The sequence below is a fragment of the Thalassospira sp. UBA848 genome (genome assembly GCF_002295455.1).
In the GTDB taxonomy this organism is placed as follows: domain Bacteria; phylum Pseudomonadota; class Alphaproteobacteria; order Rhodospirillales; family Thalassospiraceae; genus Thalassospira.
The window spans coordinates 1-18184 of the sequence record NZ_DBGS01000138.1; the positions used below are offsets into that span (position 1 = coordinate 1).

Sequence of the window (18184 nt, forward strand, 5' to 3'; positions counted from 1 at the left end):
TAGGTGTTGGTCATGCGCGGCATCGGCGCGTGGGCATATGACTGGCGACGTCCGTTACCGGTGGATTTGACCCCGGTGAGGCGTGCGTTGAGGCGATCCTGCATAAATCCTTTCAGGATACCGTCTTCGATCAGGACGGTTTGCTGGGTCGGGGTGCCTTCATCATCAATAGAAAGCGATCCGCGGCGATCATGGATGGTGCCATCATCAACAACCGTCACACCCGGCGATGCGATCCGCTGTCCCAAAAGCCCGGCAAAGGCCGAGGTGCCCTTGCGGTTAAAATCACCCTCAAGGCCGTGACCGATGGCTTCATGCAGCAAAATGCCCGGCCAACCCGGGCCAAGCACCACGGTCATTTCGCCTGCTGGCGCGGCCACTGAGTCAAGGTTCACAACCGCCTGACGGAGCGATTCATCAACCGCCTTCTTCCAGGTTTTTTCATCAAAGAACCCGTCATAGCCGATGCGTCCGCCTTCGCCATGTGATCCGGTTTCCATGCGATCGCCCTGTTTGACAACAACCGAAACATTGAAACGCACCAGCGGTCGGATATCGCCAATGCGCTGACCACCTGAACGCCAGATCTGGACAGCCTGCCAGTTGCCTGAAATTGATGCCGAAACCTGTACAACGCGCGGATCGCGCGACCGGGCATAGGCATCAATCTGTGCAAGCAGATCAACCTTGGCTTCAAATGTGGCCTCGCCCAGCGGGTTCACATCAGAGTAAAGCGATATATTCGTACCAATGGATCCCAGATCAACCTTGCCGGAACGGCCAGATCCAACAGCCTTGACGGTTTCGGCCGCACGGCCGACTGCGTCATTGGAAAGCTCGTTGGAGTGCGAAAAGGCTGTGGCTTCATCGGCAACAGCACGCAGGCCAAATCCTTGTGCAGTGTCAAAGTTTGCACTGCGCAGGCGGCCATCATCCCAGACAAGGCTTTCGGATTGACGATATTCAAGGAAAAGTTCACCGTCTTCAGCAGTGCCCAGCGCATCATTGACCTGTGTTTCAAGCCGGTCGCGATCAAGATCACCCTTGGCGAAAAACAGATTGTCGGTGGTGCGAAGATCGGTCATGGAGCCTCCTTGGAGCCGGGATTGTTCGGCCAGAGAAAATGATTTTCCCCAAAAGATAAAAGGACCTGTGACGGTATTTTCCCTTACGTTTTAGGGGCTTTCTGTCACATTGAACTTTCGTCTATACAGGTACTGTCAGGGATCAGTCAAAACCGTCCCCGAACGCTTTATATAGACCGCAATGGCCAATTATGAAAGCCCGTGGCAATGTTTGTTGAACATCCCCAGCGTGTCGCCCTTCATAACGAAATTCATGCCCGCCCGTTTGGCGGTGTTTCCAGCCCAACGAGATGTTCCTGTATTGCCTTTCACGCTGGCGAGGAGCTTGATGATAACGTTCGCGAACATTTCATCGCCTTTTGCGAGCGGTTCAGTCTGACACCACCGGCACCGGATCAGAAATATTTTGAAGCGACCTGTGACGGGTTTTCCGTGATCTGGGAACGCCATGCGGAATTCACCGTATATGTGTTCAAGCGCATGGAGCCGTTTGATAACCCGTTCGATGATCCGGTGATCAACCTTGTTCCACAGGACTGGCTTTCGGAAACGCCGGGGCAATTGATGGTCGGGCTGCATATCGTGGTCGAGAAAACCGATCGAACCGAAGACGAAATTTCCCGTTTGTTTGATCACAATGGCCTGACCGGCAGTCGGGTTCTTGGCGGGACAGCGCAAGTCTGGACCGACTTTCGCCTGCATGGGGACGGCTTTGGCCGCATGCTGGTCAAGGATCAAGGGATGGAACAGCTTCAGGCGGGCCGTCTTGTGCAGCGTCTAAAGGAAATCGAAGTTTATCGCATGATGGCGCTTTTGGCTTTTCCCATGGCCCATTGCGCAACCCCGAAGGTTTCCGAGATTGATACACGTCTGTCGGAAATTACAGCCGAGATGGCCAGCAAGACGCAGGCGGATGACGAAGAAACGCTCTCAAAATTGACCGACCTGGCCGCCCAGACCGAGGAAATGGCAGCGTCCCTTAATTACCGCTTTAGTGCTGCGCGGGCCTATTACCGCATCGTGCAGGCCCGCCTGATCGAGCTTCGTGAAGAACGCATCGAAGGGGTTCAGACGATTACCGAGTTTATGGAACGTCGTTTGGCGCCGGCCATGCGGACATGTCAGAACATCGGGGATCGGTTGGAAGTGCTGTCAAAACGCGTCGCACGCGCCAACAACCTGTTGCGCACCCGCGTCGATATCCTGCTTGAGGCGCAAAACCGCGACCTTCTGGCCAGCATGGATCGCCGTGTGAAATTACAGCTTCGCCTGCAACAAACGGTCGAAGGCCTGTCTGTTGCGGCGATTACCTATTATGCGGTCGGGCTTCTGGGATATTTGTTTAAGGCGATCAAGGACACAGGCGCGCCAATCAATGACCGCGTTGCGACGGGGATTGCCGTTCCGCTTGTGCTTGGCGCCATCTGGTTTTCGATGCATCGTATCCGCAAGGCGCTGCACCGGGCGGACGACTAGTGTCGCAGCTTGTAGGCCGCATAGGTTGCTGTGCCGACCAGAACAACTGCACCGGCCTGATGGGCAACACCCAGCGGTAACCACACGACGCTCAGAAGGGTTGTGATGCCAAGCGTGACCTGTAGGCAGGCTGCAAGCAGAACCAGATGGGTGGCAAAGCGTTGATTGGGGGTAAGGTCCCATTTGCCAGCACGCCACCAGAACACCAGCACCATCACGAATGTCAGTTTCGCCAGCCAGCGATGGTCCCACTGCACGGTCATGTGGTCCTCAAACGGTGCCAGCCAGACCGGGTCAAAGACATAAAGGCCTTCCGGGATCAACTGTCCGTCCATCAGCGGGAAGGTGTTGTAAATGTGCCCGGCATTCAGCCCGGCGACAAAGCCACCCGATAGTGCGGTAAACACAATAAGCCACAGCAACTGCCAGGCGCGTTTTGACGAAATCGTTGATGTGGTGCGCGGGCCAAGCTGCTGCAGGGCGACCCACAGAAGGGCGATGAAAATCAACAGCGCCAGTCCGAAATGCGCGGTCAGGCGATACTGGCTGACGTCTGGTCGATCAACCAGGCCGCTCATGACCATGTACCAGCCCATCAGACCCTGCAGACCGCCAAGGATGAAAAGCCCCCAGAGCTTCCACTTGGTTGCGCGATCAATCGATTTCTTGGCCAGGAACCAGACGAACGGGATGAAGAACACAATCCCGATCAAGCGTCCCCACAGGCGATGGATGAATTCGAGCCAGAAGATCGATTTGAAATCCTCGACCGACATCCAGGCGTTGATTTTCTGGAACTCGGGATACTGGCTGTATTTTTCATAGAGCGTCTGCCAGTCGGCTTCATTCATCGGCGGGATGATGCCGGTGAAGGGGCGCCATTCCACAATCGAAAGCCCTGATTCAGTCAGGCGCGTCAAGCCGCCGATCACCACCATGATGAACACCATCGCCGCGCAGGAAAACAGCCAGATGGCGACGTTTTTGTTGGCTTGTGGTTGCGCAAGGCTGACTTCGGACAGGGCAGGGGAGGCACTGCTGGACATCTGGACGCTCTCTTGACGGTATCTTCTGGCGGACGGGTTTTGAAATTTGGCCCAATATAGGGCGGTTTTGCAAGAATTGCAGGAAAAGCTTTACGGAAACATCGGGGCCGGTGGATCAGTCAGCTTGCAACTATTAAATACCAATATTTAGTGTTGTTTATATATAAAACACATAAAAAATGTATTGAATAATTCGCTATCCACACTCATAGTCATGGGCAATAGAGAGAAACCCGCATTAGAGGATCGACGATGTTTCCCATCAATCTGGACCTGACGCGACTTTCGGTCGCTTTGGTCGGCAACGGTCAGGCCACCCTGAACCGGTTGCGCCAGTTTGACGGTGATGGGGCAAAATACGTCACCGTCTATTCCGAAGACCCGATACCCGAACTGGCCGAACAGGCCGGTGACCGGTTGCAGCGTTATTTGCCAAACTCGGCGGATGTCAACGCGGCCTCCATCATGTTTATCATCGACCTTGATCTTAAAAAGGCTGCCGAGCTGGCCTCCATTGCAAAGGCTGTCGGTACGATTGCCAATGTCGAGGACGTCAAACATTATTGTGATTTTTCGTCGCCCGCGCGCATTCAGCGCGGTGATCTGATGATCACGGTTTCGACAAACGGGCACAGCCCGCGGCTTGCCGGCCGTATCCGCCGCGCGCTTGAAAAATGGCTGGTGCCAAGTTGGGAGCAGCGCCTGCGCGAACTGTCCAAACAGCGTGAAAAATGGAAGGCCGACGGTGCTGATATGCAGACTCTTCTGCGCAAGACCGACGAATATATCGATCAGCGGAGGTGGCTGCCATGAATGTTATGCGCGAAGAAGACATCGTCACCGGCGGCTCCATGTCCGCCGAAGAGGCCTCTGACCGTGCTGCGCGCTTGCTTGATCAATATGGTCACCTTCAGGGTGTTTCGCTGATCGAACCCATGGTGCATGAGGAATTCAATGGTCGCATTACCATGACCTCGTCCTTCGGGACAGAGGCCGCGGCCCTTCTTGCACTGGTCGCAGAAGTTGATCGTGACTTGCCGGTGATTTTCCTTGATACCCGCAAGCTGTTTGGTGAAACGCACACCTACCGTGAAAAGCTGGTTGATCATTTGGGCCTGACCAATATCAAGATCATGCGCCCGGACGAGGAAAAGCTTAAGGCAGATGATCCGAACGGGATGTTGTTTGCCTCGGACACCGCGAAATGCTGCTATTTGCGCAAGGTGGAGCCGCTTCAGCGTGCACTCGAAGGCTATGACGCCTGGCTGACCGGCCGCAAACGTTTCCACGGTGGTGAACGCGATGCGTTGCCGGTTGTCGAACCGGCAGGATCGCGGATCAAGATCAATCCGCTGGCAGGGTACAAGCGCGAGGATATCGAAGACATTTTTGAACATCGCGCGTTGCCGCGTCATCCGCTTGAGGCCGAAGGCTTCCTGTCGATCGGTTGCATGCCCTGCACCGAACGTGTTGACCCGAATTCGACCGATGTCCGTGCCGGACGCTGGGCCGGGCAGGACAAGACCGAGTGCGGCATTCACTACATCATTTAAGCCCAATCAGGTTTTAATGAAAAACCCGGCCATCTGGCCGGGTTTTTTGTTAGATCGTAATGCCCTGAAGTTTTCGAAACAGCGTGACCGCATAGCGGTCCGTCATGCCCGATATGTAATCCATCACCCGCATCAGGCGACTATAGAGGTCGGGGGCGGCCATCAGCTTGCCCGATAACAGCTTGTCGATCCGGTCGGCCTGCGGTGGCAGACGTTTGCCGTGATTTTTGTACTCGTCAATGTCGATGGCTGCACGAACAAAGCTATCCAGCAGGCCATTGATGACCTCAAACCCGGCCATCTCAATCGGCAGGACATGTGGTGCGTTATAGATCTTTTGTACAGCCAGTTTTTTGCACGCCTTGGCATGCGGCCCCAACGGTGTGTTGGCCAGAAGATCGCCTTCAATCGTGCCGGCAAGCAGCGCGTCTTCATGCTCAATGAAGGCATCAACCGCGGCCTTGACCAGATTGCCAATCGCCTTGCCGCGCAGGAAGCCGATCCGGTCGTTTTCCGACTTCTCGGCATACCAGCCCTCAGCGCGCAGGTCTTTCCAGCGCTGTTCGGCATCGCCGTCATATTTTTCCGGGTGGCGGGCAATCGGGGCAAGCGCACGTTCGACTTCCTCGAAGCTGACACAGCCCAGTTCCCAGCCATCTTCAAGATCGACCACGGAATAACAAATGTCGTCGGCGGCCTCGACCAGATACACCAGCGGATGACGCCGCCATGCGCCGTCAAATCCTTCAAGCGGGGACAGGCCGCAAACCTTTGCAATCGCCTGCGCTATGTTTCGTTCGGCCTGATAATAGCCGGGCTTTTTAAGGCCGGTATATTCCTTGCGGCGGGCATCGGGCACCGACGTGCTGCGCGGATATTTGATGAAGCTGCCAAGCGTGCCGTAAGTCAGGTTAAGACCACCGTCAAAGCGCTTCATTTCAAGCTGGCTGATGATGCGCAAGCCTTGGGCGTTGCCCTCAAAATGACGCAGGTCTTCAAGCTCCGGCCCGGAAAGGCGTGATGTCAGCTCATCCTTGGCAAGGCGTGATGTTGTGAACCATTCATTGATGGCGTCCTCGCCGGAATGCCCGAATGGCGGGTTGCCGATATCATGCGCCAGGCAGGCGGCCTGCACCATGTAACCGATATCGGCCACGGTGGTTTCCGATCCCTTGGGCAGGTTTTTAACGATATGCGCGCCTGCCATCAGGCCCAATGATTGCCCGACCGAGCCGACCTCGATCGTGTGGGTCAGGCGGGTATGGACATGATCGTTTTCGGATAGGGGGTGGACTTGCGTCTTGTTTTGTAGACGCCGGAACGAGGATGAAAAAATCACCCGGTCGACATCGATCTGAAACGGGCTTCGGCCATCCGGTGTCGGATAGGGGGCACCTTCGGGCAGGCGAATTTTGCCATCCTTGAATTCAAGCCGATGAGAAGAAAGAAGATCTTCCCAGCGCATTTTATCGCCAGACCCTTGCGCAGACGACGCCACTTTTAAACCCCTGTCCGTATCGAATGTTCTTTTCAGATGTTGTTCGTTGGCAACTTTAACGGGCCGGGGAGTCCGGTGCAATCGGACAAACAGTCTTTGACCCGATTGCACCGCATTTATGGGTGATCAGCCAAAGAACCAGCTTTGCGGGTTATCAATCGGGCGGCCGTTCAATGCGCGCAGTAGGCCGATCACATTGCGCCCGATAAACCAGGCGGTGGTGTAAAGCGCCATCAACCCGACAATCGCCCAGCCCAGAAGCGGGATCCAGCCAATCACGAAGGTAAAGAAACCAAGGATGATGGCATACAGGATGCTGATCCAGAATGTGCGGATGACGAAGGTATAGTGACTGTTGGTCCAGTGATTGTCGTCTTCGCGTGCGATATAGGAAACGATCAGCGCAATCAGACCTGTGGCAAACGCCGTAAACAGGGTTGCGATCATAAGCCCGTAACAGACAAGGGCGGTATTTCCGCCGCGCTCATCGGTATAGCGCGGTGCATTGTCAAAAGACGCATCCTGACCGTGGATATGGTCGTTCATGGATAAAATCCTATCAAAGTTGTCGCAATCCCCATCGCGTCTTTGCCATCATATAGCGCGAAAGTTTATAAAAGCTATCCCACAACAGCATCTTGCGCCTTTGCAGACGCTTTCAGTTCATTTCACGTGGATTTTACGCCCGGTTTACCGTGTTTGGTCTCGACTCTTGGCAAATTCGCCCTACATTTGGCGCCAAGTTGTCTCATTGAGCAAAAAACAGGAACTTCCGCATGTCGGACTATGATTTTGATTTGTTTGTTGTCGGTGCCGGTTCAGGGGGCGTGCGCGCCGCCCGCGTGGCATCGGGATACGGTGCAAAGGTCGCCATCGCCGAGGAAAGCCAGGTCGGTGGCACCTGCGTGATTCGTGGCTGTGTGCCGAAAAAGCTTCTGGTTTACGGTGCACACTTTGCCGAGGATTTCGAGGATGCATCCGCTTATGGCTGGACCCTTCCGGGCGAGCCAAGCTTTAGCTGGAAAACCCTGATTGCCAACAAGGATGCCGAGATTGAGCGTCTCAATGGCATCTATAAAAGCCTTCTGAAGGGGTCGAATGTCGAACTGTTTGAAAGCCGTGCGGTTCTGAAAGATGCCCACACGCTTGAAGTCGGCGACAAAACGGTGACCGCCGAACGCATTCTGATTGCGGTGGGCGGCACGCCGGTCATGCCTGATATTCCGGGCATCGAACATGCGATTTCATCCAATCAGGCCTTCCACTTAGAAGACTTGCCCGAACGCATCGCGGTTGTTGGTGGCGGTTACATTGCTGTCGAGTTCGCCGGTATCTTTGCCGGGCTTGGCGCAAACGTGACCCAGTTCTATCGCGGTGACCAGATTCTGCGTGGCTTTGACAATGACATCCGCAACCATCTGGCCGAAGAGATCGTCAAAAAGGGCATTGATCTGCGCTTGCACACCAATGTTACCGCGATTGCCAAGAATGATGACGGCTCATTGAAACTGACCCTGACGGGTGGTGATCATCAGGATGTTGATGCCATCATGTTTGCCACAGGTCGCGAGCCGAAAACCCATGGCCTGGGTCTTGAACAAGCCGGTGTTGAGCTGAACGACAGAAGTGCGATCATCACCAATGCCGGCCTGCAAACCAGCGTTCCGAACATCTATGCCGTTGGCGATGTCCGTGATCACGTGCAACTGACCCCGGTGGCCATCAAGGAAGGCATGGCGTTTGCCGATACCGTCTATGGCGGCAAGCCGTGGTCAATGTCGTATCAGGCCATCCCGACCGCCGTTTTCAGCCAGCCACCGGTCGGCACCGTTGGCCTGTCGGAGGAAGAGGCACGCGCCAAGGGACTTGATGTCGCAATCTATAAATCGACATTCAAACCGATGCGCCACACCCTTTCGGGGCGTGATGAAAAAACGCTGATGAAGCTGATTGTCGATAAAACCACCGATGTGGTGCTTGGTGCCCATATGGTCGGCCCGGATGCGGCTGAAATCATTCAGGGCATCGGGATTGCTGTCCGCATGGGCGCGACAAAGGCCCAGTTCGACCAGACCGTCGCGGTTCATCCGTCCGCGGCCGAGGAATTCGTCACCATGCGCTTCCCGGTCTCGGACTAGGCCTTCAGTTTTAAGAACAAAAGGCGGGAGCAATATTGCTCCCGCCTTTTTCGTTTTGTGTTGTTTGTTGGTCTTAGCCCCCGGCAAGACCCGGGAAGATGATCAGAAGTGCCACGGCCAAAATCTGCAGGCAGATAAAGGGCAGAAGCGATTTGAAGATATCGCCAAGCGATATGTCCGGTGGTGCCACCGATTTAAGGTAAAACGCGGCTGGCCCAAATGGCGGGGACAGGAAGCTGACCTGCATGTTCATGGCAAACAGCACACCGAACCAGACCGGGTCAAAGCCAAGCTCGCGGACAATCGGAACAAAGATCGGCATGGTCAGAAGCGCGATGCCCACCCAGTCAAGGAACATGCCCAAGACAAACAGGATCAGCATCATGAACAGAATGATCACGGTCGGATCATCGGAAATGCCGGTAATCAGGCTTGAAACGAACTTGATCCCGCCCATCAGGTTAAACACCCCGACAAGCGCAGAAGCCCCGATGCCGATCCAGACAATCATGCCGCAGGTCGACAGTGTTTGAAGCGCCGCTGCCTTAAGCATGGAAAGCGAGAATTCGCGCCGCAAAACGGTGGAAAGGATCACACCGGCCACGCCAACCGCCGACGCCTCTGTCACGGATGCAATGCCGCCATAGATCGAACCCAGCACACAGAAAACAACCGAGATCGGCAAGAACAGACCTTTGAGAAGGCGCATCTTTTCGGCATGCGGGATCTTTTCAGTCTGCGGGGGTGGGGCAATATTTTTGCCGGTATATGACCGAAACAGCACATAGGCGACATAGAAGCCTGCCAACATGAAGCCCGGCAAAAAGGCGGATGTAAACAGATCGCCAATTGAAACGTTTGCGGTCAGGCCGTAAATGATCAAAACAATCGATGGCGGCACCATCGTGCCAAGCGACCCACCGGCACAGACAACACCGATGGCAAGGTTCTTGTCATAGCCCTGACGGAGCATCTGGGGCAGGGCAATCAGGCCAAGCAGGACAATCTCGCCGCCGATAATGCCGCTCATGGCAGCAAGGATCACGGCGACAAAAATGGTCTGAACGGCAACACCACCTTTAAGTCTGCCGCCAAAAAGACGCATGGCATCAAACAAGTCCCGCGCAATCCCGGATCGGTCAAGGATCGCTGCCATCAGCACGAACATCGGCACCGAGACAAAAACAAAGGATGAAACAAATGAATACACCCTGCTGGTAATCAGTGGCACCGCCATCGGACCAAACCAGCCAAGGGTAAAAATAAGGGCAATCAAAAGGGTCACGAACGCAAGCGGCATGCCGGTCAAAAGAAAACCAAGCAGCAAAACGAACATGGCGAGCGTGCCGTATTCAATGCCAAGGGACTGTAATTCAAACATATGGATCTATCCTGTCTCGCCGCTCGCCTTGATTAAGCGTGAGATCGAAAATGGGATCAGGGGCCAACGGGCCAAACATCGTCTATCGGGCGCGGTGTTGCACGAAGCGCGCAGCAAATCCGCAAGATCAATCACTAAGGGTATGTGAGGCCGGCATGATCGGCGCCTTGCGGGCATAGTTGATTGCCTGCACCAGAAACTGCACGGTCAAAACAATCAGAGTGAGAAACAAGAAAACCTTGAGAACGCCGGGATAGGGTGCATTGAAAGCACTGCCGGTGGTTTCAAGGTGAATATCACCGGTAGGCGTGAAAGCCGCACGCTCGACCATCAGCCAGGCCGCCCATGCAAAGAAGCCAGACGAAATCATGCAAACCACGGATATGAAAACATCCAGTGTCTTGCGCATTTTCGGGCCAACGATGTCATAGAGGATGACCACGCGAATATGCTTGTCACGGGCGGCGCAAAAAAGACCGCCAAATACAAAGCCTATGGCACAGATGAACGTCGTTGTTTCATGCGCCCAGAGTGTTGGGCTGTTGAATACATGACGCATCACGATTTCATAAATCAACGTTGCCATCGACAACAGAAAGCCAAGGGCAAATACGTTTGAAGTTTTTGTGATCAAGCGGCCAAGGAGGCCAGAAACGACAAGCGGCTGTTCCTGAACTTCTTCTGGTTCGGGCAGCGGCAAGTGCTGAGGAGTTTCGGACATGTCGAATATTCCTTGTGACAAGGTACAATACAACCCGGCGACGGGGAGGCCGCCACCCCGAAAACGTCTCGGAAGTCGGGGCTTGCCGGATTGTATTGCATCACATTGCCGACAGCGCGGGAATATCGCGCTGTCGGTCAGAGATGATCTGACTTAGATCAGGCCCTGGGATTTCAGATACTCGACAAGGGTATCATAAACGCGCTGAGCGTCTTCTGAACGTGCCGCAACTTTTTCCCACTGGCTGGTGGCAATCTGACGGAACTTCGCACGTTCCTCAGCCGACCAGTTGTGAATGGTGACACCACCTTCTGAACGGGCCTTTGCGACGGCTTCCATGTCTTTCATTGCCAGACGTGCGTCCATGTCATGGGCCAGATCACGGACCGACATTTCAAGGATCGCCTGGATATCTTCTGGCATCGAGTCCCATTTGGTCTTGTTGATCGAGACTTCAAGCATCGGCATGGAATGGAAGCCCGGATAGACCGGATGTTTTGCAACATCATGCAGGCCCATTGCCTGGTTGGTCGAGAACACGGTGGCATCCGCAGCGTCGATCACTTTCTTATCAAGTGACGTAAAGACTTCGGACTGCGGAATGTTCACCGGTGCGGCACCAGCAGCAGCAAACACCTGCTGAACCATGCCTTCCGGGGCGCGCATCTTCAGGCCCTTGAGGTCGGCAACGCCATCAAGCGGCACAGAAGAAACAAACGCTTCGAGGCCCGGGGTTACGGCACCGATGAACTGCAAACCACGCGGGTTAAGCAGGCTGTTCATCAGTTCCTTGCCGCCACCATATTCAACAAAGCGCAGCATTTCGGACGGTGCCGACCATGCGCCAACCGGGTTCGCGATCAGGCCGAATGCCGGATCTTTACCGGTGAAGTAGCTGGTATCGGTGATGTGGCCGTCCAGAATGCCTGCGGCAATCGCATCCTGGGTTTCGTTGTGCTCAACGATAGAGTTGACCGGCAGCATTTCCACATCAACGCGGCCACCCGTCATGGTTTCAACGCGCTCAGCCCATTCCTGCTCCAGTTCAAAGTTCGGCACGCCTGCGGCGTCACTTGACTGGATCTTAAGGGTGAATTCCTGCGCATTGGCGGCAAAAGGCGCCGCTGCGATCAGGGTCGCAATAAAGGTTGCTCCTGCGAGCGATTTAAGAGACTTGGTCATTTGTCTTCTCCCTGGAGTTCCGGTTTTCCGGCGGTGTTATCTTTTACAGTGGAAGAGCCGCTGTTTTCATGGGCTGCGAGGTTGTCGATTGCCATGGCAACAACGGTGTCGATCGGGGCATCAATCGAGACAGTCACACAGTTCTCGTCCGGCCCCGGCGGTTCAAGATCTGCAAGCTGACTGTCTAGCAAGGCGGACGGCATGAAATGTCCGACACGGCGTTCGAGCCGCGTCTGGATCACATCACGTGTACCGTCCAGAAACACAAACGTTACCGGATCAAGTTTCCGGCATAGAAAATCGCGATAGCGCCGTTTGAGCGCGGAACAAGCGATAAACACTTTTTGCGCACCATCGGTGCGCGCATCAGCAGTGTCATCGATGCTTGATCTGGTATGTGCACCATCCGCAACCGCACTTAGCCACGGCCAGCGCATGTCATCATTAAGCGGCTGCCCGCGGCGCATATGTTCGACATTTTCAACAGGATGGTAATCGTCTGCATCAAGCCAGCAGTCGCCGGTCGCCTCGGCAATGCGGCGCGCGACTTCGGTTTTCCCCGAACCTGCGACGCCCATGATCACGACATAATGAGCTTGTCGATGCATTTAGATATTTCCACCCGGTTACTTTTTTGCAGGGCTAATTGTTGCTTTGGTTTGCCCTGTTGTGCGTAATGTTAGCGCTAACATAATGTTAGCGCTAACATTGAGTCAACAGCCTAATATTCAAGGCTCTTGTCGATGTATAAAAGACGTAATAAATGTAGGGGTATGAGGAAACGCAAAGGGGCCGGGCGGCCAACTATTTCTGACGTTGCCGAGAAGGCAGGGGTCAGTACCATTACGGTCTCACGTGCATTGCGCGACCCGTCAAAGGTGTCAGATCACCTCAGGCGCAAAATCAACAATGCGGTGAAAAAGCTTAACTACGTGCCGCATTCTCATGCAAGCGCGCTGGCATCGACACGTTCGAATATTGTTGGTGTGATTGTTCCGTCCCTGACCAACAACGTGTTTGCCGACACGCTGCGCGCCATCTATGACGAACTCGATGACGGCGTGTTTCAGGTCCAGCTCGGCAATTCGCGCTATGTGGCGAAGGATGAAGAACGCTTGGTGCGGACGTTTCTGGGGCAGGGGCCGTCGGCTATGATTGTTGCCGGGACCGATCAGACTGCGGCAACCCGTGAACTCTTGCAAAATGCCAGCTGCCCGGTGGTGCAGATCATGGAAACCGGAGATGACCCGATCGATATGATGGTCGGGTTTTCGCATTTCGAAGGCGGGCGTGCGGCGGGAACACATCTGGTGCAAAAACGCTATAAGCGCATCGGGTTCCTTGGCGCACGTATGGATCCGCGATCTTACCGCCGTTTGGAAGGTTTCAAGGAAGCCATGCGTTCGGGCGGGCGTTATGACCCCGATTTGATCGTGACAACCACCGCGTCCTCAAGTGTGTCACTTGGGGCGGAACTCATCGGGCAATTGCGCGCGCGTCGCCCGGATGTTGATGCCGTGTTTTGCAACAACGATGACATGGCGCTAGGCGCGCTGTTTGGTTGTCAGAAGGCAGGCGTTTCGGTGCCAGGCGAAATGGGGATCATCGGCTTTAACGATCTTGAGATGATGGCCGCAAGCCATCCTTCACTGACTTCGATCCGCACAGATCGTTATCAAATTGGTAAACGGGCCGTGCAGATGATCAAAAGCGTACTTGAGGGCGAAATACCCGAACAGAAAATCATTGATCTCGGTTTTGAGCTTCAATGCCGCGAAAGCACCATGCGCCCGAAGTCAAAAGCGCGCTAATAACTCTCACTCAGGCATTGGAAACTGAACACCAAGCTCTGCCAGGCGTTCACGTGGTCCGGTGATCTTGATGCGTGTTCCGTCGGTATCAAACTGTCGATCAAGGATGGTGATGCCGTCCTCTGCGCAGGCTTGTTCCAGCGTTCCGGCATCTGAAAATCCGGCAAACAGTTCTGTCTCGCCCTGCGGGATGTATTCGATGATCTCGGCAACGTCGCAAACCGCATTGGCCGCCCCGCTATAGGCGCGCACCAACCCGCCGGTTCCCAGTTTTGTTCCGCCGAAATAGCGCGTCACAATCACCGCAACATTGATCAGATCGCGCCCCTGAAGCACCTTGAGACACGGGATGCCCGATGTGCCGGATGGTTCCCCGTCATCCTTGCCGTGTTCAATCAGCTGGCCTTCGTCATTAAGGTAACGATAGGCATTCACATGATGATTGGCCTTGGGGTGGAGGGTGCGCAGTTCATCAATCCGCTTGGCCAGATCGTCATGAAAAACGAGTTCGGCCAGAAAACGGGATTTCTTTTCCTCGGTTTCAGCAAAGGCAGGGCGGGCAATGGTTTTCATGGCGATTGTGCTATCAGAAACGACCTGATTGTGCCAGATGGCATCTGATGTCCTGACGGGAGTCCGTCATCCTGTTGTAGACAGTTTGCCGACCAGAATGACGCCAAAAATGATCAACATGATCAGAACGACTTTGCGGAAGGTTTCGGCATCCATGCGATCACGCACAATGGTTCCGAGTTTGGTGCCAAGATAAACCGGTACCAACCCGGCCAGTGAAATCCACAGCGTTTCGAGGGTGAACAGGCCCAGCCGCGCCAGACCAAGCGCCATGATAATGCTTGAAAGGCTAAACGAGATATTGATTGCCGTTAGGAATCGTTTGGGCTCAAGCCGCAAGGATAAAAGAAAAGGCAAAACCGGCATGACCTGTGATCCGGTAATGCCGTTGATCAAACCGGTGGCAATGCCCGATACCGGGGCAATACGCCGCGCAACCGTGTCAGAAAGAGGCTTGCCGGGGCGAAAAATGGTAATTGCCCCGTAACTCATCAGGACAAGTCCAAGAATCGCCCCGGCCAGAATGCTGTCGACCAGTTCAAGAACTGCCAGCCCAATCAGAATTCCCGGGATAGTGGCCAGAAACATCGGCCAGAACCGGCTTATGGTTTCGCGAAAGTGGCCCGCTTGCGCCATGATGATCGAATTGCTGACAAGCGACGGGATAATCACCAGCGGCATCCCGGCCTTGAGTCCCAGTCCAAGGGCCAGAATCGGCAATGCGGATGTCGAAAAGCCAAGCCCGGTTGCCCCTTTGACAAATGCCGCCACGAAATAGGCGGCGGCGATAATGGCAATTGTTTCAGGGGGCATGGGGCAATCCACGGAGTTTACGGTAACGTGCGTAATGTGCTCATAAATCACGCTTCGCGTAAATGGTGTGATGAATAGGGTGGCGGATTCGCAAACGGTAAACACCTATGATCATACGGTTATTGAACCCATGCTTATGAAGCGGCTTCGTTATGGGTGGAATTTTGCGCCTAATTTTGACGGTTTGGTAAAAAATTGCGGAAAAATGACCCGTGCATGACGAGAAGGGGTGGAAATGCGTTTGTAAAACCCGTATCAAGTCTGGCCCGGTAAAATGACGGGTCAAGCGGGCGGGATTCCGCCAGATAACCGAATATGTGATATAATGGCGGCATGATGATGAACATGCCGGATTGAGAGGAAGCAAATGAGCAAGAGCTGGAGCATTGAAAGCTGGCGCAACCTGCCGATCAAGCAGGTGCCGACTTATCCTGATGCACAGGCCCTCGAGGCCGTAGAGCAAGAGCTCGGCAGCTATCCTCCTTTGGTGTTTGCTGGCGAGGCGCGTGCGCTCAAGGAAAAGCTTGGTGAAGTCGCAGAAGGCAACGCCTTCCTGCTGCAGGGCGGTGACTGTGCCGAAAGCTTCAAGGAATTCCATCCGAATAACATTCGCGACACCTTCAAGGTGATGCTGCAGATGGCAGTTGTCCTGACCTTTGGCGCGTCCTGCCCGGTGGTCAAGGTGGGTCGTATGGCCGGTCAGTTTGCCAAGCCGCGCTCAAGCGATACCGAAACCATCAATGGCGTTGAACTGCCAAGCTATCGCGGTGACGTGGTCAATGGCATCGAGTTCACCGAAGAAGCCCGTATCCCTGATCCGCAGCGCCAGATCCGCGCCTATAACCAGTCGGCAGCGACGCTGAACCTGCTGCGTGCATTCGCGCAGGGCGGTTTTGCCGATTTGACCAAGATCCATCGCTGGAACCTTTCGTTCGTTGATGGCAGCCCGGCGGCAGAACGCTATCGCAAGCTGACCACCCAGATTGACGAGGCGGTTGCCTTCATGGAAGCGTGCGGCATCACGGCAGATAGTGCGCCGCAGCTGCGCGAGACGGATTTCTATACCTCGCACGAGGCCCTTTTGCTCGGTTACGAACAGGCGCTGACCCGTCAGGACAGCCTGACCGGCGAATGGTATGATTGTTCGTCACACATGCTGTGGATCGGTGATCGTACCCGTCAGGCCGATCATGCCCATGTTGAATTCCTGCGCGGGGTTAAAAACCCGATTGGCATGAAATGCGGCCCGACCATGGATGAGGATGACCTGATCCGCCTGATCGATATCCTTAACCCGGAAAACGAGGCCGGTCGCCTGACCCTGATCGCACGCATGGGCGCGGACAAGGTGTTTGACAACCTGCCGCGTCTGGTCAAACGCGTTAAGGCCGAGGGCCGCAAGGTCGTCTGGTCCTGTGATCCGATGCATGGCAACACGATCAAGGCATCGACGGGCTACAAAACCCGTCCGTTTGACGCGATTCTGGCGGAAGTCAAAAACTTCTTTGATGTGCACAAGGCCGAAGGCACCCATGCCGGTGGCGTTCATTTCGAAATGACCGGCACCGACGTGACCGAGTGCATCGGTGGTGCACGTGAAGTTACCGAAGACGCCCTTTCGGATCGCTACCACACCCATTGCGACCCGCGCCTCAATGGCGGGCAGGCCCTTGAGCTGGCCTTCCTGATCGCGGAAATGATCAAAAAGGAACGCGACAGCATCCGAGCCGAACAGATGGCTGCTTCTGCTTGATCCCCTTGAATGGGGAATACATTGATCGAAAAGGTGTCCGGGCAATTGCCGGGCACCTTTTCTTTTTTCGGTATTTCCTGCCATTTGGTGCGTTCAAGTGGGGCTTGGGCGCGATTTGTTGCACAATCAGTATGAATTCGTGAAAAAACATCTACCAATGGGCAGTAAATATTCTTAAGTATGGGTAATTACAGGGTGTTCCTGAGAAACGGTTTGGGGAAGAGGTCGCAACGGGTATGGTGGACGACGCTGAGTTCAGCGCATGGCAAAAGAAGGTAGAGGGAACCAATATTTCCTCGACCACGCTTTTGGCGACCGATTATCTGAACCATTTCAACGAGATCGTCATGTTGCTTGAAATGGTGCCGGATATGCCCGACATGATCGAGGACTGCAAGGAATGGGCGCCGAAAAGCTATCAGGAGCATTTCCGCGAAAGTGCCTTTTCGGACAGGGAACTGGCGATCGAGGCTTATGAGCACGTGCCGGCCAAATTCCGCCAGCCGTTCGAAGAGACCATCGAACATCTTAATACCATCGTCGGCCATGCAATTTCGCAGCTTGAAACCATTATCGAGACCGGTGATGACGAGCTGTTGCGGGTGACCGCCGGTGCTGTGACCACATCGCTTCAGAAATTCATGGATGTCGCCAGTGGCATTATCCACGGTTCGGCCAAAACCATGAGCCAGGATGAGATCGACGCCGCCCTGGCGCTTTGATCGTTTCTGCTGGCGTTATTTTCCCGGAAATTTGCGTGCAAAAGGCTGCATTGCCCATTCGGCAATTGACAGCGCGCGGGGGCGATCCTATTCCAACATCATGACAAAGAAGCTTGCCATTGCGATCGCCCAGCTTAACCCGATTGTCGGTGATGTCACCGGGAACCGGGACAAGGTTGTGGCTGCCTGGGAAACTGCGGCCGAAAAGGGCGCGGAAATCGTCCTTTATTCTGAACTGGTTCTTTCTGGGTATCCGCCAGAAGATCTGGTGATGAAGCCGGCTTTCATGCGCCATCTGCATGAGGCTGTTCAGTTTATTTGCGAACATACCGCCAAGCGCAAAGATGGCCCGGCATTGCTGTTGACCACGCCGTGGGAAGTTGATGGCATCCGCCATAATGCGGTGTTGCTGATTGATCAGGGCAAGATCGT

At 54.6% G+C, this 18184-nt stretch carries 18 protein-coding genes; 8 read left to right on the forward strand and 10 right to left on the reverse strand.

Translation table 11 applies throughout. The features are described from left to right. The coding region (locus tag B2R48_RS19000) for a TldD/PmbA family protein (protein ID WP_297003484.1) at nt 1-1085 on the reverse strand (1085 nt) is incomplete at its 3' end. Between the two features lie 207 nt (nt 1086-1292). Here B2R48_RS19000 and B2R48_RS19005 point away from each other — a divergent pair. Then, nucleotides 1293-2561 (forward strand): DUF3422 family protein, encoded by a 1269-nt coding sequence (locus B2R48_RS19005; RefSeq protein WP_062953933.1) that lies wholly within the window; start codon nt 1293-1295, stop codon nt 2559-2561. Here the strand turns inward: B2R48_RS19005 and B2R48_RS19010 are convergent. After that, complete coding sequence (locus B2R48_RS19010) at nt 2558-3607, reverse strand: COX15/CtaA family protein (RefSeq protein ID WP_297003486.1); 1050 nt, start codon at nt 3605-3607, stop codon at nt 2558-2560. The genes B2R48_RS19005 and B2R48_RS19010 overlap by 4 nt on opposite strands. Nucleotides 3608-3859: 252 nt before the next feature. Here B2R48_RS19010 and B2R48_RS19015 point away from each other — a divergent pair, with 252 nt between their 5' ends. After that, nucleotides 3860-4420 (forward strand): precorrin-2 dehydrogenase/sirohydrochlorin ferrochelatase family protein, encoded by a 561-nt coding sequence (locus B2R48_RS19015; protein WP_297003488.1) that lies wholly within the window; start codon nt 3860-3862, stop codon nt 4418-4420. Next, nucleotides 4417-5160, forward strand: a complete 744-nt coding sequence (locus B2R48_RS19020; protein WP_213475515.1) for a phosphoadenylyl-sulfate reductase — start codon at nt 4417-4419, stop codon at nt 5158-5160. Before B2R48_RS19015 ends, B2R48_RS19020 begins: the two co-directional genes overlap by 4 nt. A 49-nt stretch (nt 5161-5209) precedes the next feature. Here the strand turns inward: B2R48_RS19020 and B2R48_RS19025 are convergent, their stop codons facing one another. Both B2R48_RS19025 and B2R48_RS19030 read right to left on the reverse strand, forming a co-directional pair. Then, entirely contained in the window at nt 5210-6625 is a 1416-nt protein-coding gene (locus B2R48_RS19025) for a deoxyguanosinetriphosphate triphosphohydrolase (RefSeq protein ID WP_297003491.1), read from the reverse strand. A gap of 159 nt (nt 6626-6784) precedes the next feature. Continuing rightward, nucleotides 6785-7204 (reverse strand): DUF4870 family protein, encoded by a 420-nt coding sequence (locus tag B2R48_RS19030; protein ID WP_213475516.1) that lies wholly within the window; start codon nt 7202-7204, stop codon nt 6785-6787. Nucleotides 7205-7434: 230 nt separating this feature from the next. Between B2R48_RS19030 and gor the strand changes: the two genes are divergently transcribed. Beyond that, nucleotides 7435-8796, forward strand: a complete 1362-nt coding sequence (gor, locus tag B2R48_RS19035; protein ID WP_062953938.1) for a glutathione-disulfide reductase — start codon at nt 7435-7437, stop codon at nt 8794-8796. A 73-nt stretch (nt 8797-8869) separates the two neighbouring features. Here the strand turns inward: gor and B2R48_RS19040 are convergent, their stop codons facing one another. The 4 genes from B2R48_RS19040 to B2R48_RS19055 form a co-directional block, all read right to left on the reverse strand. Then, on the reverse strand, nt 8870-10177 hold the full coding sequence (locus tag B2R48_RS19040) for a TRAP transporter large permease (RefSeq protein ID WP_213475518.1): 1308 nt from the start codon (nt 10175-10177) through the stop codon (nt 8870-8872). Nucleotides 10178-10304: 127 nt separating this feature from the next. Further along, nucleotides 10305-10898, reverse strand: coding sequence for a TRAP transporter small permease subunit (locus B2R48_RS19045; protein WP_062953940.1), 594 nt, complete (start codon nt 10896-10898; stop codon nt 10305-10307). A 153-nt stretch (nt 10899-11051) separates the two neighbouring features. After that, nucleotides 11052-12080, reverse strand: a complete 1029-nt coding sequence (locus B2R48_RS19050; protein ID WP_213475519.1) for a TRAP transporter substrate-binding protein — start codon at nt 12078-12080, stop codon at nt 11052-11054. Beyond that, nucleotides 12077-12688: a gluconokinase gene (locus tag B2R48_RS19055; protein ID WP_062953941.1), complete on the reverse strand. Its 612-nt coding sequence runs from the start codon at nt 12686-12688 to the stop codon at nt 12077-12079. The genes B2R48_RS19050 and B2R48_RS19055 overlap by 4 nt, the downstream gene beginning before the upstream one ends. Before the next feature lie 165 nt (nt 12689-12853). Here B2R48_RS19055 and B2R48_RS19060 point away from each other — a divergent pair, with 165 nt between their 5' ends. Beyond that, nucleotides 12854-13891 carry a LacI family DNA-binding transcriptional regulator gene (locus tag B2R48_RS19060; RefSeq protein WP_297003498.1) on the forward strand — a complete coding sequence of 346 codons (1038 nt, stop codon included), beginning with the start codon at nt 12854-12856 and terminating at the stop codon, nt 13889-13891. A 6-nt stretch (nt 13892-13897) separates the two neighbouring features. On the opposite strand, the gene B2R48_RS19065 is transcribed toward B2R48_RS19060, so the two are convergent. Together B2R48_RS19065 and B2R48_RS19070 are read right to left on the reverse strand one after the other, a co-directional pair. Beyond that, on the reverse strand, nt 13898-14464 hold the full coding sequence (locus tag B2R48_RS19065; RefSeq protein WP_120225469.1) for an IMPACT family protein: 567 nt from the start codon (nt 14462-14464) through the stop codon (nt 13898-13900). A gap of 66 nt (nt 14465-14530) precedes the next feature. After that, complete coding sequence (locus tag B2R48_RS19070; RefSeq protein WP_297003500.1) at nt 14531-15277, reverse strand: sulfite exporter TauE/SafE family protein; 747 nt, start codon at nt 15275-15277, stop codon at nt 14531-14533. 367 nt (nt 15278-15644) lie between these two features. On the opposite strand from B2R48_RS19070, the gene B2R48_RS19075 reads away from it, so the two are divergent. The 3 genes from B2R48_RS19075 to B2R48_RS19085 form a co-directional block, all read left to right on the forward strand. Further along, the gene (locus B2R48_RS19075; RefSeq protein WP_062953946.1) at nt 15645-17030 is read left to right on the forward strand and encodes a class II 3-deoxy-7-phosphoheptulonate synthase; all 1386 of its coding nucleotides are present in this window, start codon (nt 15645-15647) and stop codon (nt 17028-17030) included. 236 nt (nt 17031-17266) lie between these two features. Continuing rightward, nucleotides 17267-17752, forward strand: a complete 486-nt coding sequence (locus B2R48_RS19080; protein WP_297003503.1) for a hypothetical protein — start codon at nt 17267-17269, stop codon at nt 17750-17752. Beyond that, the coding region (locus B2R48_RS19085) for a nitrilase-related carbon-nitrogen hydrolase (RefSeq protein ID WP_297003505.1) at nt 17724-18184 on the forward strand (461 nt) is incomplete at its 3' end. The genes B2R48_RS19080 and B2R48_RS19085, both read left to right, overlap by 29 nt.